Annotated in this window: 20 protein-coding genes and 2 tRNA genes; 12 read left to right on the plus strand and 10 right to left on the minus strand. The window is 53.0% G+C overall.

The genetic code is table 11. From position 1 onward, the window contains the following. Positions 1 to 40: 40 nt before the first annotated feature. Entirely contained in the window at positions 41 to 886 is an 846-nt protein-coding gene (locus tag KTT_RS05555; RefSeq protein ID WP_160145662.1) for a histidine phosphatase family protein, read from the minus strand. Between the two features lie 962 nt (positions 887 to 1,848). Next, on the minus strand, positions 1,849 to 2,886 hold the full coding sequence (locus tag KTT_RS05560; RefSeq protein ID WP_126595036.1) for a DUF929 family protein: 1,038 nt from the start codon (positions 2,884 to 2,886) through the stop codon (positions 1,849 to 1,851). A gap of 286 nt (positions 2,887 to 3,172) precedes the next feature. On the opposite strand from KTT_RS05560, the gene KTT_RS05565 reads away from it, so the two are divergent. The 3 genes from KTT_RS05565 to KTT_RS05575 all read left to right on the plus strand — a co-directional run bounded on the left by KTT_RS05565 (position 3,173) and on the right by KTT_RS05575 (position 5,184). Next, positions 3,173 to 3,589, plus strand: coding sequence for a VOC family protein (locus KTT_RS05565; protein ID WP_218030837.1), 417 nt, complete (start codon positions 3,173 to 3,175; stop codon positions 3,587 to 3,589). A gap of 181 nt (positions 3,590 to 3,770) precedes the next feature. Further along, a tRNA-Glu gene (locus tag KTT_RS05570) sits at positions 3,771 to 3,844 on the plus strand. 113 nt (positions 3,845 to 3,957) lie between these two features. Beyond that, positions 3,958 to 5,184, plus strand: coding sequence for a molybdopterin molybdotransferase MoeA (locus tag KTT_RS05575; RefSeq protein WP_126595037.1), 1,227 nt, complete (start codon positions 3,958 to 3,960; stop codon positions 5,182 to 5,184). Here KTT_RS05575 and KTT_RS05580 read toward each other — a convergent pair. The 4 genes from KTT_RS05580 to serS form a co-directional block, all read right to left on the minus strand. Beyond that, the gene (locus tag KTT_RS05580) at positions 5,181 to 6,245 is read right to left on the minus strand and encodes a sigma-54 interaction domain-containing protein (RefSeq protein WP_126595038.1); all 1,065 of its coding nucleotides are present in this window, start codon (positions 6,243 to 6,245) and stop codon (positions 5,181 to 5,183) included. The two genes, KTT_RS05575 and KTT_RS05580, sit on opposite strands and share 4 nt — an antisense overlap. Before the next feature lie 50 nt (positions 6,246 to 6,295). Next, complete coding sequence (locus tag KTT_RS05585; RefSeq protein WP_218030838.1) at positions 6,296 to 7,855, minus strand: DUF4388 domain-containing protein; 1,560 nt, start codon at positions 7,853 to 7,855, stop codon at positions 6,296 to 6,298. A 301-nt stretch (positions 7,856 to 8,156) separates the two neighbouring features. Then, positions 8,157 to 8,239 (minus strand) — tRNA-Ser (locus tag KTT_RS05590). A gap of 526 nt (positions 8,240 to 8,765) precedes the next feature. Then, positions 8,766 to 10,106, minus strand: coding sequence for a serine--tRNA ligase (serS, locus tag KTT_RS05595; protein WP_235845608.1), 1,341 nt, complete (start codon positions 10,104 to 10,106; stop codon positions 8,766 to 8,768). Between the two features lie 111 nt (positions 10,107 to 10,217). Between serS and KTT_RS05600 the strand changes: the two genes are divergently transcribed. From KTT_RS05600 to KTT_RS05635, 8 genes are all read left to right on the plus strand, one after another. Beyond that, the gene (locus KTT_RS05600) at positions 10,218 to 11,042 is read left to right on the plus strand and encodes a sugar phosphate isomerase/epimerase family protein (RefSeq protein WP_160145664.1); all 825 of its coding nucleotides are present in this window, start codon (positions 10,218 to 10,220) and stop codon (positions 11,040 to 11,042) included. Between the two features lie 657 nt (positions 11,043 to 11,699). After that, positions 11,700 to 13,343, plus strand: coding sequence for a ribosomal protection-like ABC-F family protein (gene abc-f, locus KTT_RS05605; RefSeq protein WP_126595041.1), 1,644 nt, complete (start codon positions 11,700 to 11,702; stop codon positions 13,341 to 13,343). 425 nt (positions 13,344 to 13,768) lie between these two features. Next, positions 13,769 to 14,464 (plus strand): hypothetical protein, encoded by a 696-nt coding sequence (locus KTT_RS05610; RefSeq protein WP_126595042.1) that lies wholly within the window; start codon positions 13,769 to 13,771, stop codon positions 14,462 to 14,464. A gap of 127 nt (positions 14,465 to 14,591) precedes the next feature. Further along, entirely contained in the window at positions 14,592 to 15,080 is a 489-nt protein-coding gene (locus KTT_RS05615; RefSeq protein WP_126595043.1) for a ribonuclease FAU-1 family protein, read from the plus strand. A gap of 59 nt (positions 15,081 to 15,139) precedes the next feature. Further along, positions 15,140 to 15,577: a HEAT repeat domain-containing protein gene (locus tag KTT_RS05620; RefSeq protein ID WP_126595044.1), complete on the plus strand. Its 438-nt coding sequence runs from the start codon at positions 15,140 to 15,142 to the stop codon at positions 15,575 to 15,577. Between the two features lie 169 nt (positions 15,578 to 15,746). Further along, positions 15,747 to 16,094, plus strand: a complete 348-nt coding sequence (locus KTT_RS05625; protein ID WP_126595045.1) for a GlsB/YeaQ/YmgE family stress response membrane protein — start codon at positions 15,747 to 15,749, stop codon at positions 16,092 to 16,094. Positions 16,095 to 16,334: 240 nt separating this feature from the next. Then, a complete protein-coding gene (locus KTT_RS05630; protein WP_126595046.1) occupies positions 16,335 to 16,799 on the plus strand; it encodes an HAD family hydrolase in 465 nt (154 codons plus the stop codon). Between the two features lie 172 nt (positions 16,800 to 16,971). Beyond that, positions 16,972 to 19,449, plus strand: coding sequence for an AMP-binding protein (locus tag KTT_RS05635; protein ID WP_126595047.1), 2,478 nt, complete (start codon positions 16,972 to 16,974; stop codon positions 19,447 to 19,449). 57 nt (positions 19,450 to 19,506) lie between these two features. Here KTT_RS05635 and KTT_RS05640 read toward each other — a convergent pair whose 3' ends face one another. The 4 genes from KTT_RS05640 to KTT_RS05655 form a co-directional block, all read right to left on the minus strand. After that, entirely contained in the window at positions 19,507 to 20,379 is an 873-nt protein-coding gene (locus KTT_RS05640) for a DUF429 domain-containing protein (RefSeq protein ID WP_126595048.1), read from the minus strand. A 74-nt stretch (positions 20,380 to 20,453) separates the two neighbouring features. Beyond that, positions 20,454 to 21,029, minus strand: a complete 576-nt coding sequence (locus KTT_RS05645) for a GTP-binding protein (protein ID WP_126595049.1) — start codon at positions 21,027 to 21,029, stop codon at positions 20,454 to 20,456. A gap of 15 nt (positions 21,030 to 21,044) precedes the next feature. Continuing rightward, the gene (locus KTT_RS05650; RefSeq protein ID WP_126595050.1) at positions 21,045 to 21,539 is read right to left on the minus strand and encodes a roadblock/LC7 domain-containing protein; all 495 of its coding nucleotides are present in this window, start codon (positions 21,537 to 21,539) and stop codon (positions 21,045 to 21,047) included. Positions 21,540 to 21,600: 61 nt separating this feature from the next. Next, positions 21,601 to 21,966 (minus strand): roadblock/LC7 domain-containing protein, encoded by a 366-nt coding sequence (locus tag KTT_RS05655; protein ID WP_126595051.1) that lies wholly within the window; start codon positions 21,964 to 21,966, stop codon positions 21,601 to 21,603. 443 nt (positions 21,967 to 22,409) lie between these two features. Here KTT_RS05655 and KTT_RS05660 point away from each other — a divergent pair, with 443 nt between their 5' ends. After that, positions 22,410 to 22,934: an N-acetylmuramoyl-L-alanine amidase gene (locus tag KTT_RS05660; protein ID WP_126595052.1), complete on the plus strand. Its 525-nt coding sequence runs from the start codon at positions 22,410 to 22,412 to the stop codon at positions 22,932 to 22,934. The last annotated feature ends 121 nt before the right edge of the window (positions 22,935 to 23,055 follow it).

Below are 23,055 nucleotides of genomic sequence, written 5' to 3' on the forward strand. Positions count from 1 at the left end.
CGCTACGTAAGATCGACAGATAGAGAGATAAGAAATTTATCTATGCCTTTTGCTCACCAGCCTCTTGCGCATCGGTTGGCGCTGGCTTCTCTGGTTCGGGCGCTTTGAGCCAACCGGGATGGGGATTCCACCCAATCGCGACAACATGCGGGTGAGATTCCTCTGGCTTGTCTCTGGAAATCTCAACCAGGCTCACGGAGGCATTGTCTATCGTGAGTACGCCAGCCTGCGCTGGATTGAGGCCCGCGTAGTGAGCCAGCAGGAGCTTGACGACATCGGCGTGAGCGACAAAGACCGGGTATGCCCCGATATTCTCCTGGGCTAACCAGCGCTCTACCGCCGCCACCACGCGTTGCTGCACCTGCGGAAATGTCTCGATCCCTTCAGGGGCGACCGTCGGATCTTTAACATAGGCTTTCCAGGCAGGATCGTTTTTTGCCAATTCATCAATTACCTGGCCAGCCCAGGGACCCACATTGGTATCCATCAGGTCTGGCTCACGTATGATCTCCAGATCGCGGCCCTGGGCCAGATATTCAGCGGTATGGTAGGCACGCTCTAAAGGGCTGCTAATAATGGAGCTTAATGGCAGCACCCGCAGTGCCTCCGCCAGGCGCGTGGCCTGCTGGCGTCCCGTTTCGGTGAGCGAGACACCAGGTAGTTGGCCGGGTAAACGATGCTCTACATTCCAGGTGGTCTGCCCATGCCGGACAATTAGCAAAGTCTGTTTCATCGGCGTTTGTATACTTTCTCGTTGCTCTGGATGCAGCCAGAGGCGCATCCGCCAGGAGACATAACGCCACTCAACACTGAGGCAAAACCACCATAGACGTAACCAGCCAGACAATCCCCTTCGCCATTCCGGTTGCGTGTCTTGTTGTCCCATATCAGTATCTTTTCTATCGACGCTGGACGTGCCCGCTATCAGGTGCCTGTACTGGATAGATTGGTAAATACAAAAAAAACAGAAAACCATCTGATGGACACAACAATCCAGGAAACATGCGCGTCTCCAGTGGACTGAGCTTATAGAAGATATACAGTGGCAGCAGTGTTGATCGCAATATTCTCCAATGGTTGCTTTCTCTTATAGCTGATAGGCTTCCAGTTGAGCCAAACTAATTGTCTTTTATTGTACCAGCGTAACTATTCAAGGTGCAACTGGCGATATTGCATATCGTTGTCACTGACAACCGCATTTTTATAGAGTAGCTCCGACTTTTGTCGCCCTGAGGGCACGTGAGCGCCCCCGCACGGGCGTCCGCTGCGCGGACACACTGATTTTTGAGTTGGTGCATCGGGCGCGCTAATGCGCGCCCGATGCACCAACTCAAAAACTTATATGGGTGCGGGTGTGCGCTTTCCCATCTGCGGTACTCCACGGCCATTTTGAGTTGATGCCACAGGGGCGCTGATGCCCACTCCATCCATCAACACACAATTGATCGGGGAGCAGATGTGCGCTTTCCCATCTGCGGTATTCCATAGTCATAGTTGAGCTGATGCGCCGGGGGTGCTGATGCGTACCCAATGCACCAGATCAAAACTTATATGGGTGCGGGTGTGCGCTTTCCCATCTGCGGTACTCTATAGTCATAGTTAAGTTGATGCGCCAGGGGTGCTAATGCGCACCCGATGCACCAGCTCAAAACTTATGTGGGAGCAGGTGTGCGCTTTCCCATCTGCGGTACTCCACGGCCATTTTGAGTTGATGCCACAGGGGCGCTAATGCGCGCCCGATGCACCAGCTCAAAACTTATATGGGTGCGGGTGTGCGCTTTCCCATCTGCGGTACTCCACGGCCATTTTGAGTTGATGCCACAGGGGCGCTAATGCGCCCCTGTGGCATCAACTCAAAAATCCAGTGCGGCCGCGCATGCGGACGCCCGTGCGGGGGCGCTCACGTGCCCCGGTATTCGGCAGAACGGCATGGCTGCCGGCTGAAAGATCAGCCCTGGGCAACTTGCCCTGAATGGTGGGGATCGGATCGGCTGTGCACACATTGCCCGGCTGATTATCAGTTATTTTGCAGATCTGCGCGATGAGATAGTTTGCCGAGCCGAGTATGTTACGCGACATATCAGTAGTAGGATCCTGTATCTGGTGAAGGATATCATCATAGGTATGCCCCACTAGCGTATCAGGCGAATAATACGCGCCAACGGAGATATATCGATTGCCCACACTCACAAAAGGGAAACTACCAGCGCTCTGATCGCTGGTGTAGGGGGGCGCGTCGTACTTTTTTACCAGCGCTTCTTGCTCAGGCGTCAGCTTGTCGAGCGGCTGTGGCGACTGCTGATTGTCGTTGACTTCAACCGGTACAAAATCAATATAGCTGCTCTTATAAGCCGTCGGATGAAACGAGTAAGTGGGAACATTCGATTCGCTGGAAACAATGGCCGTCAACGGCTTCTCAAAGATCCCGAACTTACCCAGGGCGATAATCATCGGCCAGCGTTGCGCCGCACAGAACGGACAAAAATCACCGCCCATATAAAACAGTTCTGGCTTACCAGATGGTCCCTTGAGAAGGGGAGCACCTTTTACCGGCTTTAGGACCGAACTGACGGTCTTATCTAATCCACCACTCCCAACCATGGAGAATAGATCCGGCTTTACTGTGGTCAACTGCTGAAAAACACCAGGGGTAGCGGTCCTGGTGGCGGTATCCTTTTGTTGCTCTCCAAAATAGATAAACCCACCGATGATAAGAACCAGGGCCACGATAATTCCCCCCAGCAAGAGCCAGGTCTTGCGTGATGATCTACGCTTCCTACGTCTGCCACCATTGCGCGAACGTATATTGGTATTCTGCTGCGCACGCCGGAGCCGTTCCTGCTCACGCCGCTGCGCCGCTGATGCTGGATGCCTGGGTTTTGCCATCTGTCTCTACCTCTTTAACGAGTGGTTTAGATTAAGAAGAAATTCTCAATCCTTTATAGTGCAGGGGAAATAATTATGGCTAAATGACAATCTACTATTAGTTATCTACTCCGTGATATAGAGGATACGCCATCCCCATAAGGGTGTGATCGCTTGCGCCTCTTTCTTCCCCTCTATATTCCATGATAAGAAATCAAGCTAATTCTATGTATGGTATACTGGGCATATCTCATAAATGCTGGTAGAGTGTCCACAAACCAGAAAGTAACAATCCAGGAGGAAAAACATGCCATCCAGTCATGAGAACGACGGGATCAAGCTTCCCCGCCTACAACATGTCTCCCTATCGATCAAGAGCGGTTCACAAGATCAGATTCGGGCTTTCTATAGCGGCTTGCTTGGATTTCAGGAGAAGCAGGCTCCAGCCAGCCTGGCGGCCAGGGGGGTCGTCTGGTTTGCCGCAGGTGTAGGTGAGATAGAACTCCATTTTGTGCCGGATACCTATTTACAGAGATCGGAAGAGGCCCGTCACTTTTGTCTGGAGGTTAGCGATATGGAGGCATATCGCAACGCGCTCAAAGAGGCAGGCTATCAGATCATTGAAGCCGAGCCGATCCCCCATCGTCCCCGCTTCTTTACCATCGATCCCTGCGGCAACCACCTGGAGATCACCACTATCCTTGGCGATTATACCCAGGCCTGAGAAAGCGCATTGAATATTATGAGTTATCCCGGATTTTGATACCGCTGGCTAACCGAAGAGTTAGCCAGCGGTATCAAAATCCGGGATAACTCATATAAAAAAAGATAGAAATGCACGCTTGACAAAGTCTCCACAGTAAGATATAATCCTCTTCGTTGACGCAAAAGCGAAAACAAAACCAGCCTCGTTCGTCTAGCGGCCTAGGACATCGCCCTTTCAAGGCGGAGATCACGGGTTCGAATCCCGTACGAGGTATTTTTTTTGTAGCAATAGATATTGCGGTATTTAGAAGAGCCTGGCATCACAAGATTATTTACGTGGGCCAGGCTTTTCTGTATTACCGGCATTGTTTGAGGAGGACCCATTTTATGATCAGTGTTGAGGAAGCACTCGCGCGTATCCTGGCAGCAATCGCCCCGTTGCCAACGGTTCGTGTCCCACTCCCAGAAGCTCTAGGCCTCGTTCTGGCCGAAGACGTTATCGCCCGGGAAGATATCCCTCCGTTCGATAATTCCGCCATGGATGGCTTCGCTTTGCGGAGCCAGGATAGTAAGGAGCGGCAAGGTCAGCCGCCGCGCTTGAAGGTGACCGGTACGGTGGCGGCGGGCTACGTGGCCGATCACGCAATTGAGCCCGGCACAGCCATGCGTATTATGACCGGTGCCCCGGTCCCTCCAGGAGCCGATACGGTCATTCAGGTGGAGCTTACGCGCCATGGTGGACCGGAGAGCGACTGGGTGGAAATTTTACAGGAGGTCAAACCCGGCAATAATATTCGTCCGGCTGGCGAAGATATGCGCCATGGTCAGTTGATCTTGCCGCGCGGCAGCGAGATCGGGGCGTGGGAGATTGGTGTGCTGGCAACGCTCGGCTGGGCCAGTGTGCCAGTGACGCGCAGAGCGCGCGTCGCTATCCTGGGGACGGGCGATGAAGTGATTGAGATCGACCAGCCGCTACAGCCGGGCAAGATCCGCAATAGCAATAGCTACCTGCTCGAAGCAGCGGTCAGACGCGCTGGCGCCATTCCTGAGCGTTTAGGGGTTGCGCGCGATACCGTGGAGAGCCTACGCGAGAAGTTTTCGCAGGCCATCAACGCCGATCTGATCCTGACCTCCGGAGGAGTCTCGGTGGGCGATTTTGACCTGGTCAAGAATATTATGTCTGAACAGGGCGAGATACAGTTCTGGCGCATCAATATGCGGCCCGGCAAACCGGTGGCCTTCGGTCATATTGGCGCGGTCCCACTGCTTGGATTGCCGGGTAATCCTGTTTCCAGTGCGGTAACCTTCGAGCTCTTTGGGCGTCCCGTTCTGCGCAAGCTTCAGGGCCATACCCATCTGCTGAAACCTCAAATAGAGGTAAAGGTGGAAGATGGGGTCCAGGAGCGAGCCATGCGGCGCCACTATGTGCGTGCCTACGTCAGGTGGCAGGATGGAAAGTTTGTGGCCCGTACGACTGGCCACCAGGGTTCACATATCATGACCTCACTGTTACAAACAAATGCCTTGCTGATCGTTCCAGAGGGAGGCGTGGTCGTCCAGCCCGGCGATACCGTACAGGCCATTATGCTCGATTGGCCCGAAAACGCCAGCTAGTCTGTCAGCTGCCTCACTGCCTTTTCAAGCAGGCGGTAGCGCAGCTGGTCGCGCGAGAGGCTGAGGAGCTGCGCGGCGTGCACCTGATTTCCGCCACACCGTTTCAGGGCCTCTTGAATAAAGGATCGCTCGATCGTGCTCAGCAGGGCCGGCAGGTCCAGCCCATTCTCGGGGAATTGAAGCTTTGAGAGGAGTTCAATCAACTGCTGGTCGGCATACTGGGGCGTGACGGGGAGGGAGCTGAGAATATCTTTAGGCTGAATGACATTATTGTCACATAAGATATCGCCGCGCTCGATAGCATTTAGCAGTTCACGGACGTTGCCGGGCCACGAATAGCTCTCCATAAGCCGCATGGCATCCGGACTTACCGTCAGCGGCTCCCCCCGATTGGCGCTGACGCGGCGCAAAAAGTGCTCGATTAGCAATGGCAGATCTTCACGCCTTTCACGCAGTGGCGGCATGTAGATAGGGAAACCATTGAGCCGGTAGAAGAGATCCTGCCGAAACGCTTTACGCGCCACGGCCGCCTGCAAGTCCGTGTTGGTAGCTGAGATGATACGCAGGTTGACGTGTATCTCTTTCATTCCGCCAACTCTGCGGAAGCTGCGCGTCTCTAATACGCGCAATAATTTGGCCTGTAGAAACAGCGGCATCGAGCCGATCTCGTCGAGAAAGAGCGTACCCCTATGCGCCCGTGAGAGCCAGCCATCGCGCGAAACCTTGGCATCGGTATACGCGCCCGCCTCGACACCAAATAACTCGCTTTCTAATAGCGTCTCTGGAATCGCGGCGCAGTTGATGGGGATAAACAGGCTACCTGGAGAGGTGGTGGTGCGGCCCAGTTCGTGGATGGCACGAGCCAGAACATCTTTGCCGGTACCGCTCTCCCCCTGGATTAATACGGTGGCGGTCGCGTGTGAAGCTATCTTACGCGCAGCGGCGATCACTTGCTGAATCGCCGCGCTCTTCCCAATAATCATGCCCTCAATCGGATCATCTGGCTGTAGCGTCGTTACCGATTGAGCTACCAATCCTTTTTCAGATGAAAATTCATCCATCACAACCTCCTCCACATAATCATCCACACAAGGTCATAATGTTATCGGATTTAAAATCCATTTCCGGCTGGAGCGTACGTGCCGCCTGGCGCAAAGTTTAAGGGTCCACTTGATTGTAAGGGCTGCATGGATTGGGGCGTGGTGACCCAACCGCGTCCAGGTACAAAGGTCGCGCCGTTTCCACCATTGCCCCACTGCGATTCGGTCTCTATACTATTTCCAATCACCGGCCCAGCGGGCATCGAGGTGTTGCCATCGGATGCTGGAATAGCTGGCATGGAGGCCGACCAGGGTGAAGCGGCGGTCGAGGCGTAGCCCGGCGCGACATAACCGTTACCCAGTCCCGAGGCAACCAGTTCGCGTGCGACCGGCGAGGTCTCCTGCAAAGATTGCTCACCGGGTAAGGAAGCCATAATCAACCCTTCGGCGATCAACTCACCTACAATGGGACACACAATGTCGGGAGTTGATCCTAATTCCTGACAAATGACGGTCAAGGGGGTGCGGCCATCGACCCGTGTAAGTATACACCATTGATCAGGCGTTAATTGTACCTGAGGATTCTGCTCACGATAGGCCGAGAGGTCCGTGGGTAATAGTACCATGTCGGGCAACATAAATGAGGTATCGATGCGCCTGGGCGGTATCGGATTCATCACTGGCACCGGCTGTAAGGCGGGCGCGACCTTCGGATCGCTGGCCGCGTCTTCACCAAATAAAGAAGGAAATCCACTATCGGTCTGCGCCGGTGCTACGTCGGCAAACGAAGCCACGTCGGCAAACGAAGCCACGTCGGCAAATGAAGCCACGTCGGCAAATGAAGCCACGTCGGCAAACGATGGCGTCTCGGGCTCGGCCTTTTTCACTACCGGCTCTATACCCTCGGTGGCCGGAAATGAGGTAGCAACAGATGATGCGGCAAAAGAAGAGTCGTCCAGGAATTGAGACGCGCTCATCAGGGTCGGAACACGCGCTACATCTGGTGATGGGGTACGCGGAGTGGTTGCCGGCCTGGTCATCTGCGGCGTCGCTGGAGCTACCGCCGGCGACATCGGTGGTACCGGCTGCACTGGCATAACCGGTGTAGTGCCAATCGAGGTATATACCGATGGCTTGACAGAGGGAGCAGATGTGGGTAGGGCGGCCGTAGCATTGGAAAGTAAGGTAGAAATAGACATAGAGACAAGCAGCCGCTCAGTAGGAGCCGGAGCATCCTCATCAAAATAAATCTCACCCGATGTCCACATCAGTAACACCTTGAGGACTTCCGTGGTATTCTTGATCGTCCAGTTGCGCAGGTCATCGCGAGTGACGTGGCGAAGCTCCATCAAAGTGCGGGCCGTTTGAGCTTCATTCTTGCTGGCCTCGCCGAGTACGCGCGAAATCTCCTGAAAAGCAGCGGGCGAAATAATACCGTCTTGTAACAGACGTTCACCCAGCGTTGCACTTGTGCGCAGCGGACCCACGCATAAGAGGCGGCCGTCGCGGATGTAAAACTCGATCCACTGCGCTCCCTGACGAATCGTCAGTAGACCAGTCTTTTCATGTCCTTCTGTTCGTTGCAACACATTTGCTAGACTAAATTGCTCTAATGTACCTATCAGTGACACAATACTTCACCGTCCGTCCAGAAAACGACCCTCATGCAGCCTATGAATCCCGCTCTCCACCCGTTCCCCAGACTTCTTTATCATCATTCATAGACCATCATACACGAGAGCCAACTACTACTCTTCGTATTCCGTATTCTTTTGTGTGCACAGTGTAGATTCTCGTAAAGCACCTTGAGATTTGCTGGTAGCGTCGATAGCGGCCAGATGCAACAGGGAGCATTACATCCCCGCACGTGTGGAGCGAACAAAAGTTCGTAAAGACAAATCTAGAGCAGATGTATATATATCTGCTCTAGTACGGAAGGAGAGGGATTCGAACCCCCGGGGCTCTCACCCAGCTGTTTTCAAGACAGCCGCAATAGACCACTCTGCCATCCTTCCGCAGATAATATACCACAACTGTGCCACCTTGTGAAGGGGTTTTCTGTCATTTTAAGAAATGTTGTAAATATTTCTTAAAATGACTGCTCCCTTATTTGTGTTGCCGCCTGCGGCGGCGGAAAAGGGAGGGAGGAGATGAGGGGGGACACCCCCACTCCCCCGGCAGGTGGGGCTCGTCGCCCCTCCTGCACTTCCCCACCTTTGTTCGCGTGCCGCCCGCGGCGGCGGGGAAGGGGGGGCATGGCGGGGACACCCCGCTCCCCGGCAGGTGGGGCTCGTCGCCCCTCCTGCACTTCCCCACCTTTGTTCGCGTACCGCCTGCGGCGGCGGGAACATGGGTTCGGCCTTGCGGCCGATTCCTCCCTCACCTCTACGGAAATACCCTTGTTATTATATTCACGCTTTGGGAGGGCTTTTTTTGCGCTTTACCCTGTTTTACATTAAAGATAAGAATCTACCGATGGTTGGCTTTTCCTGATTTTGCAATCGATTGAAATAAATATTTGACTCTATAAGAGTACGCAGGTTATGTGAGCATAGATGCGCCCATGTAGGGACGTAGGACTTTTGGGACGACTATTGTGCCATCTGCCTGTTGATAGGTTTCTAGAATGGCGGCCATGGTGCGCCCAACAGCGAGTCCGGATGCGTTCAGGGTGTGGACATAGCCGGGCCGCGCGTGATTTTCTGGACGGTACTTGATGTTGGCTCTCCGAGCCTGAAATGCCTCGCAGTTGCTGATGGAGGAGACCTCTATGTATTCCTGAATACCCGGCATCCAGACTTCAAGGTCATAGGTTTTGGCGGCGGCAAAGGGCAGGTGCGCGCAGTTGAGAACGACGATACGATAGGGCAATTCGAGCATCTGCAGGATCGTTTCCGCATGTTGGCGTATGTGCTCAAGCCGGATGTATGAATGCTGGGGCTCGCTGTATTGAAACAATTCAATTTTATTGAATTGATGTAGCCTGAGTAGACCACGGGTATGGCGCGAAGCAGAGCCCGCTTCACGCCGATAGGCGGTTGTCCAGGCCACGTAGCGTAAAGGCAGCTGTTCTTGAGCGAGGATACTGTTGCTGTGCATGCCAACCAACGGCACTTCGGCCGTGGGATTAAGGTAGAGCGCGTCTTCGCTACAGGCGTATGCCTGGTCCTCAAATTTGGGCAGCTGGCCAGCTCCGATCATGACCGAGCGACGCGCCAGTTGGGGAGGCATGATCTCGGTATATCCGTGTTCGCGGGTATGGATATCTAGCATAAAGGAGATTAGAGCTCGTTCCAGACGCGCCCCATGGCCTTTGAGTACAATGAAGCGGTTGCCGGCAATGCGTGAGCCCATGTCAGTATCGATCAACCCCAACCGCTCGGCCAGAATCCAGTGCGGCTGCAGTTCAAAGTGCAGATGCCGAGCATTGGCCGGTTCTCCCCATGTTAAAACAATGTCATCGGGAGAGTCTGGCCGGCCGATCGGCACGCTCTGATGAGGCAGATTCGGTAAGGCAAGCAACAACATCTGCAGACGCGTATCCAGGTCCGCTTTATCCAGTTCAAGCTTGCTAATCTCCTCAGACAACGCTTTGATACTCTTATTGAGATCAGTACGCCGGTCGGTGGGCAAGGCGCGAACGGCCTCCCGCTGCTGCTTCAACCTCATATAAAGACCATCTCGCTGCGCGACCAGACTTTTATGCTGCTCAGCTAGCTGCAGTATCTCATCAATATTGCGCGTCTCAGCGCGCTTTTGTAGCGCATCCCGTACCACGTCGGAATGCTGACAAACGAAATCCAGACTCAGCATATAGTGTAGTATAGCATAGCACAAACGTTTTAGCCGCTTTTTGGTACCGCATACTGCTACATTCTCCACGACAGAGACAATCTCCCTGGTTGCGTATTGTCTCAGGTGATGCATACAATGGCAGAAAAGCCAGGTTCTCTATATTTTATGATATTTTATGAGGAGAGAAACACAATCCATATGAGCCGATCCATACAACTACTCTGTTCTACGGGAGTCTTTAGTCGCTATCCCGATCTTACTGGTTATAAAGCCATTGTGAAATATGGTCCCTTGCTGGATGCTGATGGCTTTGAAGTTATGTTTTATCCATCCTGGTATTCCCGCATTGAAGAAATCGCCGATGAACTGCGGCGCACAGGGCTGCGCTTCCCGGCCATGCATACCGAGAAAAATATCGGTACGGCCCTCGGGCAACCCGATCCCGTAGAACGCGAGCACGGGGTGCGGCTGCTGGCGGAGAATTGCCGTCTCGCCAGTCTGCTTGGCTGCCGGATACTGGTGCTCCACCTGTGGAACTGGCCCGAGTTGGATGATAACCTGGATAACAATCTATCCTTGCTGGACAGGTGCTACGATATCGCGCTGAGCAATGGGATAGAGCTGGCATTGGAAAGTATTCCAGGTCGCCACTTTGATCCTCTGACAAATCTGCACCGAGCCCTGGAACGTGATGCACGCTGCCACTTTGGTCTGGATACTGAATTTCTGGCGAACTACGATCAGCTGGAGCAGGTCTTCGAGACCCCCTGGCTCTGGCAGGATGATCGTACCCATCATGTTCATATTAAAGACTCCAATGGACAACCCTTCGTTGATGGCAAGCGCCGTTATCTTCATCCTGGTGAGGGCGATATCGATTTTGCCGGCTTCTTTAGCCGCCTCAAGCAGCGCGGCTTTACAGGCAACCTGAGCCTGGAATCGCCCGCCATCACCATCGATGGAGAGGTGCACCTGGATCAACTGCACGACAGTCTGAATTTCATTCGCCGCTACCTCTGGTAATAAGGTTTTACAGGTAGTTGGTGCAACGCAACAGGTGGAACTCATTCGCGCCCTCGGCCCCTGACTTGAGCGCCAGGGCACTCAAAACAAATTGAAGGATGTGCTGGTACAAAAAGCGTGGGCCGAGCCCACGCTTTTTGTACCAGCACATCCTTCAAAAAATATGTGCGGCCGCGCATGCGGACGCCCGTGCGGGGGCGCTCCAGTCACCCCTATAAAGCAAGCCTGGCGCTCTCCCTGCTTGACAAGCAATTTATGGATCAGGTATGCTTATTATGTTATGCAGAATGAATACATTTGCCGCACTGAGCAAGATAAGATTGCTCAGTTTCTGGCTTACCACTACCCCTATAAAGCCATTACGCATGTGCGCGCCGCATAAGCCTGGTACATCGCTTATGCGGCGGAAAGCAGTGCTGATGTCGTAGATGACGTACGGTTGCACTTCAAGTAGACCGTAGGTTCGTTTCTTCCTGTCTGTACTCCTCTCCTGCCTGATCTGTGTCCTTACGCTACCCATCATCTCATCACCTTCCTCTGCAGCTGATGGCCAGGTTCTATCCCCAATGGTAACGCTGTCTTACGTACTCTCTACCCGTATGCAGCCCACCCCCAACCTGGTTGTGCGCTGCTCAATTTCTTCAGAAGGAAGCTACGATGTTACTGGTACAATTCTCCAGGGTCAGCAAGGATTATGCTGGCAATGCCGTCTTTGATCAATTGGATTTAGAGGTTCTCACCGGAGAACGCATCGGCCTGGTGGGTGAGAATGGCTGCGGTAAATCTACGCTGCTGCGCCTGATGGCTGGCCTGGACACACCAACGGAAGGAACCATTTCGCGCAAGCGCCGCCTGACAATAGGCCATCTTTCACAGGAGATCGACCCGCGCCAGCATGCGAAGACGATCTTTGAGGTAGTGCTGGAGGTTTCGGATGAGTTCGCCGACCACATGGCCTATCAGCAGCGTCTAGAGCAGCAGATGGCCGATCCCGCCGTCTGTGCTGATCCCGATGCCCTGGAAAAGGTCCTTGAGGCTTATGGCAAGGCTCAGGAGCGCTTTGAAGCTCTGGGCGGCTATATGGTGGAGCACAAGGCCAAAGCCGTGTTGAGCGGACTGGGCTTTAAGGATTCCGATTATGCTCAACTGGTCGGGACCCTCAGTGGCGGCGAGAAGAAGCTGGTCAATCTGGCGCGCATCCTGGTGCAGACGCCAGATCTGCTGCTGCTGGATGAGCCCGATAATCACCTGGATATGCAGGTCAAGCGCTGGCTGGAGGCATACATCCAGGACTATCCCGGCGCGGTCGTGATCATCTCACACGATCGTCATCTGCTCGATCGTACCGTCAATAAGATCTTCCAGCTGGAGGATGGCGCGATCGACGTGTATATAGGAAATTACACGGCATATGTGAAGGAGCGCCAGCTGCGTCTGCAACAACGCTACGAGTACTATCTGACACAGCAGGACGAGATTAAACGTCTGGAAGCTAGCCTGGTGCAGTTGCGTGAATGGGCAAAGATGAACGATAAGTTCGCCGGGCGCATGCACAATATGGAGAAGCGCATCGCGCGCATTAAAGAAGACCTGGCAGAAAAGCCGGTGCTCGTACGCAACAAGATGAAGGTGAAGCTGGATCCTGAGCGTAGCAGTAAGAAGGTGCTGGAGGTTAAGAATCTGGAACTCTCGGTCGCCGGCCAGCTCCTGTGCAAGCCATTTGACCTGACGATCATGCACGGTGAACGGGTCGGAATCGTGGGCGAGAATGGCAGCGGCAAGTCGACGTTGGTGAAGACGTTGCTCGGTCTGCTACCAGTGCAGCAGGGTGAGGTGCGCATCGGCCCCAGCATCATTCCGGGCTACTATTCACAGGAACAGGAGACCCTGCCATTCAACAGCACGCCGATCGAGTTTGTGACGCGGCTGAAAAATATGAGTGAGGGACAGGCCATCGCCCTGCTGCACCGCCTGCTCTTCTCGTATCGGGATATGCATAATACGATCGCCAATCTCAGCGGCGGCGAGAAGAGCCGCCTGCAGATCGCCCGCCTGATGCTGACGGAGGCCAACTTTCTCTTGCTCGATGAGCCAACCAACAACCTGGATATCCCATCCGTCGAGGTGCTGGAGGCCGCCCTGCAGCAGTTCGATGGCACCCTGCTGATGATCTCACACGATCGCTACTTTCTTGATAAGCTGGCGACCAGGATCATCGCCATCGAGTCCGACCAGACCCTGCGTGTCTATCCGGGCAACTTTTCCTACTACAGCGAGAAGCAGCAGTATGCCTGGATATAGCATTGACGAGGGGAGGATAGCTTTTATCCTCCCCTCCGTTCTCTATCCCCCGGCACGGAATATCCATTTATCCCTGCTCCAAATAAATTTGTTATAGCTGTGCAGTTTACACGTCCTTTCTATTGATGAGTTCTGAGACATACATATACCTTCTGGCTCTCTATTGCCGAGAGTGTGTCTTACTCTCATGATCATCGCCTGCAACCTGCCTGAGCTTTCGCCTCTCTGGTGCTTACGAGTCCATTGTGTGTTAGTGCAACCGGGGCGCGTCCGCGTACCGGTTGCACTAACACACAAAACCAGCGCGGCCGCGCCCGCGGAGGCCCGTGCGGAGGCGCTCATGTGCCCCACAATGGCGAGAATCAAACACTGGCTGACATATTTTTATCGTCCTGTTATGTACATACAAGGAAGTAGCTACATTTATGTATTTCAGAACTAGAAATAGAAGTGGCGATATCGCTTTTCGCCTGGTCACCTATCTCTTCCTCACCCATGTGGGCAGAATTATTATGGGCTCCGCATTTTTAATCGGCGGGCTGATATACGGGTTCAACTCACACACAATTTCTTATCAGAGCATTAATCTGGTCCATTTTCAGCTCTATTCGAGCCAGCGAGATGTAAAATACTACCTGCGGGATACCAGCACTGGCCTGATCTATACGGCAAACCTGACCGACTTCTCCACCTATTTTTCTGAACAGGATATCGCGCAGTCCCAGCTCGCGCTTATCTATGATGACAGTTCTCAGAGCGTTACGATGCCCCTGGTGGATGGAAGTTCCCTCACCGGTACAGGTCACCAGATTCTTAAGTTGACGATCCTGGGTCAACAGGACAATGCCAGTAATTCATTTGAAACCTATCAGTATCAGAGCCACCCACAATCGTATTTTGAGAATCACTGGGGCGTAGCCAGCATCCTGGTCGGAATCGGCGCCTGCATTCTATTGGCAACGCTCCTTATCTATCTGATAGCACGTCAGCATAATCCCGCCGAGAATCCACAGCTTTCAACCGAGGAGGTTGAACAGGCGTATCGCAAACAGACCAGGGATGCCTGGCGTCTGGGGATGGATTCACGCGGGCCAATTGATTTCAAAAAATTGACGCGTTAAGATGGAGAATAAAGGCTGGCACGTAGTGTCTTAAAAACCCGTGCCAGACATTGAATATTAGATAGATTTAGGTTACACTATAAACTGTTTGCAACAAACGGTTGCTTATTAGATATGTGTTATTCGTATGTTGAGAGAAACCATGATTACCGTTATTAAACTCGATCCACTTGGGACCGAAAAAATTCGCTATGATGGCGATGTGATCAAACAGTCGGACGGGGAGATAGTCATTCAGGCTAGCTGGACGATGGGAGAGCGCGACCTGGGCTATACACGTTTCGAGCCGGGAGATCGCTTTATCGAGTATTATTACGCGGATCGCTGGTTCAATATCTTTGATATCTCACATAAAGATGGGCAGCGCAAAGGCTGGTACTGCAATATCGCGGAGCCGGCCCATATCCAGGAGCACACTATCAAACAGGTAGATCTGTTCCTGGATGTGTGGGTAGATGTCAGTGGTACCCCACTGCTCCTCGATGAGGATGAATTTAACGCGGCAACGATGCTCACTAGCAGTCAGCACCAGGGCGCCCTTCATGGCCTGCAGGCCCTTCTGCATATGATAGAAAATCGCCAGGAAGTCTTTTCCAGCCTGGCCGCGTATTCGTAGCGTTTCGTTGAATTATTAGCAGCAAGGGGCAGACCAATGCCCTGAAAGGACATATCTTGATGGAAAGATGGGACGCCAGGCCGCTCCAATCCGTTGAACTTACTCAAGAAGATACCGGTTGGAACGTTGTAGAGCTTGAGTCTCGTAAAAATCTTCACAGTAAGATCCACGAGTTAATCGACCTGACCATTAATAGTACCCTTTCGACCAGTGACTTCCACTATCACCTGCACCTTTGCCAGACTCAATATGGCAAACACTTTACCACACAACTGGTTCGCTCACTCCAGCGTACCGATGCCGTCGAACGAGAGGCGGTCGTCTGGCTGCTCACACAACTGCGAGACCCGGAGGCGATTCCACTATTGCGAAAACTCTCTCAACAACCACACTATTCACGAGCGATTCGCCTTTCAGCTGCTCTGACCCTGGCAGGCCTGGGCGCCACCGATGAAATGTTACAGACACCTGCCCGGCGCTTCTACGCTATTAGTTGAAAAATCTGAGTACTATATCCATCCCTCGTGCGTTGGATTGCCTGGGTGCGCAATCCAGCCTGTCGGCCCATTCCAGCTCAATTTCCAGGTCATGTGAAGCGAAAAAGCTAAACCATACGTACTACAAACAACTGGAATTATATAAACAAACCGACAAGGAGGTTCGTATATGCACTTCACGCTTGGAGACTTCATCGTCTGGTTGATTATTGCTTTAATCGGTGGCTTTATTGGTGAAATGATCGCCCGTCGGCGTGCCCCCGATGGTATCCTCGGTGCTACCGTCGTCGGTTTCATCGGAATGATCATCGTGGTTGGATTACTGGGTCTGCACTTCTCAAATGATTATTATATTGGAGGTGCCCCACTGTTCACATCACTCCTGGTAGCGGCCCTTTTCGTGGCACTCTGGAGTGGATTGGCTTATCGCCGCGTCTACCGTCCCAGCTACGAGCGCTACTATCATCGACGTGGCACCTATGCGCGTCGCCCACGCCGCCGCCGCCGCTACTTCTAATCCCCTGATCATACATTATAAAAAAGATGGAGTACCAGAAATAGTGTTCTGGCGCTCCATCTTTTTTATAATGTATACTTATAGAGAGATTAAACCTCATCCCTCCGCGCAACAACGTTGAGCGTAGTGACGGCAGCGAGGCCGACATCAAGCAACCAGGCGATTTAGCACTTGCACATAATCCTTTCAGACGTTATGCTTAGATCCTATTTTATTGATCAATGAGGGAGAAGCACAGAATTGACTATAAGAATCGAAATTCCCCAAAGAGGCGTGATTGAGCTGCAGCATGCAGTCTTTGATGTGAACGGCACCCTCGCCGTAGATGGTATACCGATTCAGGGAACGGGTGAAAAGCTTAAGAAACTCTCCGAACACCTCAGCATCCACCTGATCACGGCTGGTACCCATGGCAATCTGCCAGCTATCCGGAGTACGCTGGGCTTTCCTATTCATGAGACACTGCGCGGCGATGAGAAGATGCGCTACGTACAGAATTTAGGACCGGCCTCTGTCATTGCCTTTGGCAATGGCTCTAATGACGCCAGTATGCTACGCCTGGCGGCCATCGGGGTCGTCGTTGTAACCTCTGAAGGCATCTCGACCAAGACACTGCTGGGGGCCGATGTCGTCGCGACCGGACCTCTACAGGCGATCGATCTCCTCCTGAAACCTGAGCGCCTGATCGCTACCCTGCGCGGCTAAACAGGGCCATAGCGGTTTATTTTTCGCGGCCAGCCCGTTTTCTCTGCGCTGGTCGCTCCCTCTCTACCAGTTGTCCTCCTCATCACCCGGGATCGTGCCGATTCTTTAATATTGTAGAAGCCACTGGAATGGTTTTGATAGATGATAAAAACGTTCCACAGGAGATCCATTCATGCGCAACCTGGGTCAGTTTCTCGACACATATGCTCGCCTGCATGGTACCCATATTGCATATGAAATGAAGCGCGGCTTTAGAGCAGAAAAGTTGAGCTTCACTGATGTCTATGCCCTCGCCTTAAAAACCTCCACGTTCTTGCACTCACGCGGGCTTACAAAAGGAGACACGGTGGTTATCTGGGCTCCGAATATGCCTGAATATGCAATCCTGTATTACGCCTGCTGGCTGCTTGGTATCGTTGCGGTGCCAATCGACATTCGCACAACCACGGAGACGCGCCAGATGTTTGTGGCGGCCGCCCGCTGTAAGCTCGGATTTAAGAGTAAAGCGATCGCAGGCGACCTTTCGCCTGACGCAATACCCACCTACCACCTGGAAGATTTAATCGAGCTGGTGCGACCATTGCCCGAGCTTAAGGAGTTGCCGGACGTGGCGGCCGATGACCTGGCGGAGATCGCCTTCACGTCCGGCACAACCGGTACCCCAAAAGGGGTACGCCTGACCCATCACAACTTTCTGACCAATGTGTCCGCGCTCTGTCAGACTTTTCCGTTTAAACAAGAATATAGAACGCTGTCGCTTCTGCCGCTGTCTCATGCCTTTGAGCAGGTGGTTGACATGCTGGCGGTCTTCCAGGTTGGCAGCACAGTAACCTATCTTGAACGTATCAATCAGGTCACGATTATGAACGCACTGCGCAGACATGGGATTACCACCGCGTTCGTTGTTCCCCAATTTCTGCAGCTACTCATGACGGGCATCGAACGTGAAGTAGAGAAAAGCGGCGCGCGCAGAATATGGTCAGCGCTACAGCGCATCGCCCCATTTCTTCCTATGCGTGTGCGTCGCGCCATGTTTTATCCATTCAGGCAACGGCTGGGCACACATCTGCAATTTTTCTGCTGCGGTTCCGCGCCTTTAAATAACAAGCTGGCACGAAAATGGGAACACCTGGGCATTGCCATTTATGAAGGCTATGGCGCGACGGAGACCACAGCGGTCCTGACCCTCAATACTCCCAGTGCGAAGCACCCAGGATCAGTGGGAAAAGCGCTACCAGGGGCACGCATTGAGATCGATCCTGCCACCCATGAGATTATCGCCCAGGGTCCAAATATCTCACCCGGCTATTTTCAAGATATGCCGAAAACACAGCAGGTGTTTTCCCATGGCTGGTATAGAACCGGAGATATTGGCAGGTTGGACGCAGAGGGATACCTCTATATAACGGGCCGCGAAGTATCGAGAATCGTCTTACCGGGCGGCGAGAAAGTGTATCCAGAAGATATCGAGAAGCGGTTCAATGCACATCCCCTGGTACGCGAATCCTGCGTGATCGGTGTGAAGAGGGAGGAAGGGGAAAGGGTACACGCTGCCATCATCACCAGGTATCCTCAAAAACTGAATGAGATTGTGCGGCAGGTGAACCAGGGATTATCTTCCCATGAGCAGGTTCTGGAATGGAGCCTATGGCACCACGATGATTTTCCACGAACGCCTATCTTGAAGATTGATCGCGCTAAAGTCGCCAACGCGATCGAGAAACGAGGAGAAACGCCAGCAGCGGTCCAGCTAGCTGAAAGCGATACCCTGCGCTCGCTGATCGCCCGCAGCAAAAAAATTCCGGCGGCACAGATTAAAGAAACCGACGTCTTAACGACTGATCTAGCACTGGATTCGCTACAGCGGGTTGAATTGCTCTCTTTAATTGAGCAGGATTTAGGCGTGGCGGTGGCGGAGCCAGCGATTAGCGAGCACACCACCGTCGCGCAACTGAGGGAACTCATCCAGAACGCGGAAGCCATCCCACCCGACCTCCCCTTTCATGCCCTCAACTACGCCCCTTTCATTGTACGTCTCAGGGTCTTGCTACAGACCCTGCTGGTCTTCCCGCTCCACGCCTTGTTTGTGCCGCTGGAGGTGAGTGGCCAGGAAAATCTGGCCAGTCTGGAGTTGCCCGCGATCTTTTATTTCAATCATATGGGGATTATGGATGCCGTGTGCGCGCTGCGCGCCTTACCATTAGCTATACGCCGCAAGCTGGTCATAGCCGCCACACAGGATCTCTGGCACGAGTGGCGACGCCCTTTTGTGGAGTTCTGGGGTGGTGGTTTTCCTTTTGACACCAGGCACAACATCAAGGCGTCGCTTGAATTGACAGGTGAATTTTTGGATAATGGCTTCTCGGTATTAATCGCCCCTGAAGGCGGTATCTCTAAAGATGGCACATTACAACCATTTAAGGCCGGCACAGGCTTTATCGCGACACATATGCACGCACAGGTGGTGCCGATTAAAATTGATCCTGCCTACCGCTCGATATTCCCACCCATGAACGAGTTGATATTTGAAAACCTCCCCAAGAAAAGAAAGCGCATCTGGGTCAGAATAGGCCAGCCTATGGCCTTCTCCAATCAAACGTCTATAGAACAGGCAACGCAGAAGATCCGCCAGGCGATGATAGAACTATGAAACACGCCAGCACCTCCTGGCTATCCCATTGCTTCACATGTTCAAGTGAAGCAACCTCTACCTTTTGCCGCGGGAGGCCTTGTGCAGGTGAAGCAGGAGAGGATCCACAATCCAGCCGTCGGCTTCAAATCCTGGGGGGATGCCATAGTTCTGGCTGCGCTGCTGATAGGCCCAGGCGGCCTGGATGGCACAAAGGACGGAGTCGAGCTGGTCGGCCCTGGGATCGTCGATCAATCGTTGACGCATGTCTTCCGTTAGATCTATTCGCATACCATACTCCTCGTATAGAGCGTCCGAGCAGATGGCATCAATCAATTCTATACGGGCCTGGCGCTGCTCTAACGTCTGGCGCGCCCGCTCGTCACTCTTATAACTCCGCCTGCCTAACCAGCGCCGCGCGACAAGGGCCGGATACCCTTCTACCACCACCCTCGTATCCAGTCGCGGATAACAGGGGAGCACGCTTACGCCAGATCTCAACAGGCGCGGCGCTCCCTCAAAAAACATTTTTCCGACCGGTACCCGGTACATCATCATTGGACTGATGGCGCCGGCCAGTTTGTCCGCTAACCGCAGGTGCAACTTATCTCCGGCTGGCCTCTTTTTGCTATATGAAATCATGGCCTGGTTGAAGAGAACCTTGCCCATAGCGTGCACGGTGGCTATATAGTCGGGCCAGGCGGCTGGCCAGCCGAGATTGTTAATCAACTGCCCGGGTTGACCAAAGGGGAAATCGCAGGCCAGCAACCAGGGGCCGGGCCGCTGCAAAAATTGTTCGAACGCGTCAAATTGGGCGAAAGAGAGGCATTCCTGTATACGAAGGGTGGTCGCCCACAGCTCACATATAGCACAGGTAATGGGCTTGCGGATAGAGGGGGCACTGGTAAAATCCAGGCCAAAAATAGCCATAGATGGCAATGGGTCTTCCATAACAGGATCTAGCAGCGTAATCTCCCTCTCCCTTCCACGAAATAATAGCAGCTAAGACTTTATAGACATAAATATTACAATTGCGCCATCACGTTTTTACTGATGGCTCGCAACGTTGCGAAAACACCTCGCCCATTGGACGCGACCGCCTCAAAGCTGGGCACGTGACGGCGATTGAGATAACGCTCCAGTACGGGAACGGGTAGCGCGTTAGGCATGTCACGCTTGTTCCACTGCATCACCAGAGGGAAGGTCGCCATATTTTTGCCGATGCGACGCATGTTCATCTCAAGCTCAGCAATACTCTGCACGTTTTCCTCAAATTTTTCAGCCTGCGAGTCCGTGACAAAAACAATGCCATCGGCACCATTTAAGACAGCCAGGCGTGTGCGCTCGTAAAGAATCTGCCCCGGCACCGTGTACAGGTGGAAACGCGTACGGAAGCCATGTACCGTTCCCAGATCTAAGGGCAAGAAATCGAAGAACAGAGTGCGCTCTGTCTCCGTGGCGATAGAGAGCATCTCACCACGGGCATTGGGGTTGATGCTTCTATGCACGTGCTGCAAGTTCGTCGTCTTCCCACAGTATCCAATCCCGTAATATACAATCTTACAGTGGATCTCATGGGTAGCAATGTTGATGAGAGCCATAAAAGACAGGTTCCTCTAATCGCGGAAAAGCAGATCGATGGTATCTTCAACGGATGAGCGAAACTGAAGGTTGAGCACAGAGGATTTGGTGCGCGTGGTATCGTTACGCACACGTTCCAGAATGCGCCCAAGCTCATCAGAAGCTTTCTTCGAAAGAACTTTGACCAGGCCAATATGAGTAAGTTTGTCGAAAATAATCACCAGGAGCCATTGCTCTTCGACCATGGTGGTGTAGATGTTTTCCTGCACCCCCTGCTGAAAAATATTCCGAAAGTCCTTTTCATCCAGGAGCTTCGCAACTTCACGCGACGATGAAAAAACACCAGCCAGCAAAGCTCCAAGTGTGGTTGCGTTGCGACGTGTCCCTGTGCCTTGCACCGCAACCACCTGGCCACTTTTATCCAGCAGCATAGCCGATGTGGCGTTAGTATCATTCATCAACTTCATCAACACAGCTGAAATTGTAGCAAGTTCACGATCAGAAATGATAAGATTTGTTAATTGTTCCATGGACGCGCCGCCCTCCGTGTACACGTCTGGCATAAGGTATAATACACCATTTTATGCTGCGCTAAGCTATATCTAGGGCCTCAAGAATTTCATTGCGACTCGCTTTAACCAGATGGCGTACGCGACCAATATTCGAGGCATTGTCTGATAGTGTGACCAACAGGGCAAAATCACCCAGGGGATCAACACTCACTAACCCATTTTCGTATTCTAAGAGCAACCCCACAGTGCTTCCACGCCCTATCTCCTGCCCCAATGCTTCGGCGGCGCTAAAGCCAGTCGTTGTAATCGCGCCTACCGCCTCCATGTCGTCTTTCCCTTCACGAGTCATGCCCTCGATCATCAGGCCGTCGCGGCCAACCAGGATCGCTTGCCGCACGCCGGGAATCGCTAAGAAGCGGCTCAGCATTTGTTTTAGATCAACCATTCATTCCTCCGCACTGGTCGGTTGCCATCTTGTTCTTGGTAGTGAGTCTGAGACCCTAGTTATTCTAGCGTATGATCTATCGAGGCGCAATCATATGGGACATCTTGGCTAATGTCGATCAATCACGATCAGACGAACAACGTCTCTTCCCCATGTATTGCCCGCATAGCCCCTTTCGACCAGGGTGGCAGCTCATTTCGCGTTAAGCAACCGCATCGATATGCTACAATTATATTCTCTATGAGCCTACGGCACCATACCTTTCGCGCCTTCGGCGCTCACCTGTTTGTATAGAGTTGGTGCAATGTCACGAGGGGATGCAGTTGCATCCCCTCGTGACATTGCACCAACTCTATACAAACAATGGGGCGATCACGTATGCGGACGCCCATGTTCCAGAAACATCGTGTCGGTACATATTTGTTTAAAAGGGGAGGCAGAAAATGGATGAAGCAGGGGCTTTGTGGCTACCTTCGCCAAATTATTTTCCGGATCGGGCAGGCCATACACCTCGCTGGATCATCGTCCATGGGACCGCTGGCTTTTCCAGTGCGGAAGAGGTTGGCCGTTATTTTCAGCAGGCCGACGTGAGCACCCACTATACTATCGGGCGTGATGGGGTGATCGTCCAATCAGTGCGTGAGCACGATGGCGCCTGGGGCAACGGCGGCATCACCGCCGGACACGATCCCTGGTGGACGTGCGACATCAATCCCAACAATGTTACCATCTCGATTGAACACGTCAAACCTCATCGCGACAACTCCGACGAGCTCACGCAGCTTCAAAAGGAGGCCAGCTTTCTACTCATCCAGCATATCTGTGAGCGCCACCAGATTCCGACCCGCAAAGCCAATGCCTCCGGTGGCATCACGGGCCATCGTTCGATGGATCCTGTAATGCGCGGCTTCTGCCCCGGTCCATATCCCTGGGACGAACTCTTTGCGTTCCTGAACGCTTCCTCATAGGATACATCTCGCGCCTTCGGTACTCATAAATATATGTGTTGTCGCGCAGGGAGCTGGACGCGCCCTGCGCGACAACACATATATTTATAGCTGGCATGGGAAATGCGCGTGGACGCGCATT

This window comes from Dictyobacter aurantiacus, assembly GCF_003967515.1.
Classification (GTDB): Bacteria; Chloroflexota; Ktedonobacteria; order Ktedonobacterales; family Ktedonobacteraceae; genus Dictyobacter; species Dictyobacter aurantiacus.

Bases quoted from the DNA above. Each gene is read 5' to 3' on its own strand.
- abc-f (WP_126595041.1), top strand. From the start codon at position 11,700: ATGTTACTGGTACAATTCTCCAGGGTCAGCAAGGATTATGCTGGCAAT.
- KTT_RS05610 (WP_126595042.1), top strand. From the start codon at position 13,769: ATGTATTTCAGAACTAGAAATAGAAGTGGCGATATCGCTTTTCGCCTG.
- KTT_RS05640 (WP_126595048.1), bottom strand. From the start codon at position 20,379: ATGGAAGACCCATTGCCATCTATGGCTATTTTTGGCCTGGATTTTACC.
- KTT_RS05635 (WP_126595047.1), top strand. From the start codon at position 16,972: ATGCGCAACCTGGGTCAGTTTCTCGACACATATGCTCGCCTGCATGGT.
- KTT_RS05650 (WP_126595050.1), bottom strand. From the start codon at position 21,539: ATGGAACAATTAACAAATCTTATCATTTCTGATCGTGAACTTGCTACA.
- KTT_RS05555 (WP_160145662.1), bottom strand. From the start codon at position 886: ATGGGACAACAAGACACGCAACCGGAATGGCGAAGGGGATTGTCTGGC.
- KTT_RS05645 (WP_126595049.1), bottom strand. From the start codon at position 21,029: ATGGCTCTCATCAACATTGCTACCCATGAGATCCACTGTAAGATTGTA.
- KTT_RS05565 (WP_218030837.1), top strand. From the start codon at position 3,173: ATGCCATCCAGTCATGAGAACGACGGGATCAAGCTTCCCCGCCTACAA.
- KTT_RS05575 (WP_126595037.1), top strand. From the start codon at position 3,958: ATGATCAGTGTTGAGGAAGCACTCGCGCGTATCCTGGCAGCAATCGCC.
- KTT_RS05560 (WP_126595036.1), bottom strand. From the start codon at position 2,886: ATGGCAAAACCCAGGCATCCAGCATCAGCGGCGCAGCGGCGTGAGCAG.
- KTT_RS05615 (WP_126595043.1), top strand. From the start codon at position 14,592: ATGTTGAGAGAAACCATGATTACCGTTATTAAACTCGATCCACTTGGG.
- KTT_RS05600 (WP_160145664.1), top strand. From the start codon at position 10,218: ATGAGCCGATCCATACAACTACTCTGTTCTACGGGAGTCTTTAGTCGC.
- KTT_RS05625 (WP_126595045.1), top strand. From the start codon at position 15,747: ATGCACTTCACGCTTGGAGACTTCATCGTCTGGTTGATTATTGCTTTA.
- KTT_RS05620 (WP_126595044.1), top strand. From the start codon at position 15,140: ATGGAAAGATGGGACGCCAGGCCGCTCCAATCCGTTGAACTTACTCAA.
- KTT_RS05655 (WP_126595051.1), bottom strand. From the start codon at position 21,966: ATGGTTGATCTAAAACAAATGCTGAGCCGCTTCTTAGCGATTCCCGGC.
- KTT_RS05660 (WP_126595052.1), top strand. From the start codon at position 22,410: ATGGATGAAGCAGGGGCTTTGTGGCTACCTTCGCCAAATTATTTTCCG.
- KTT_RS05580 (WP_126595038.1), bottom strand. From the start codon at position 6,245: ATGGATGAATTTTCATCTGAAAAAGGATTGGTAGCTCAATCGGTAACG.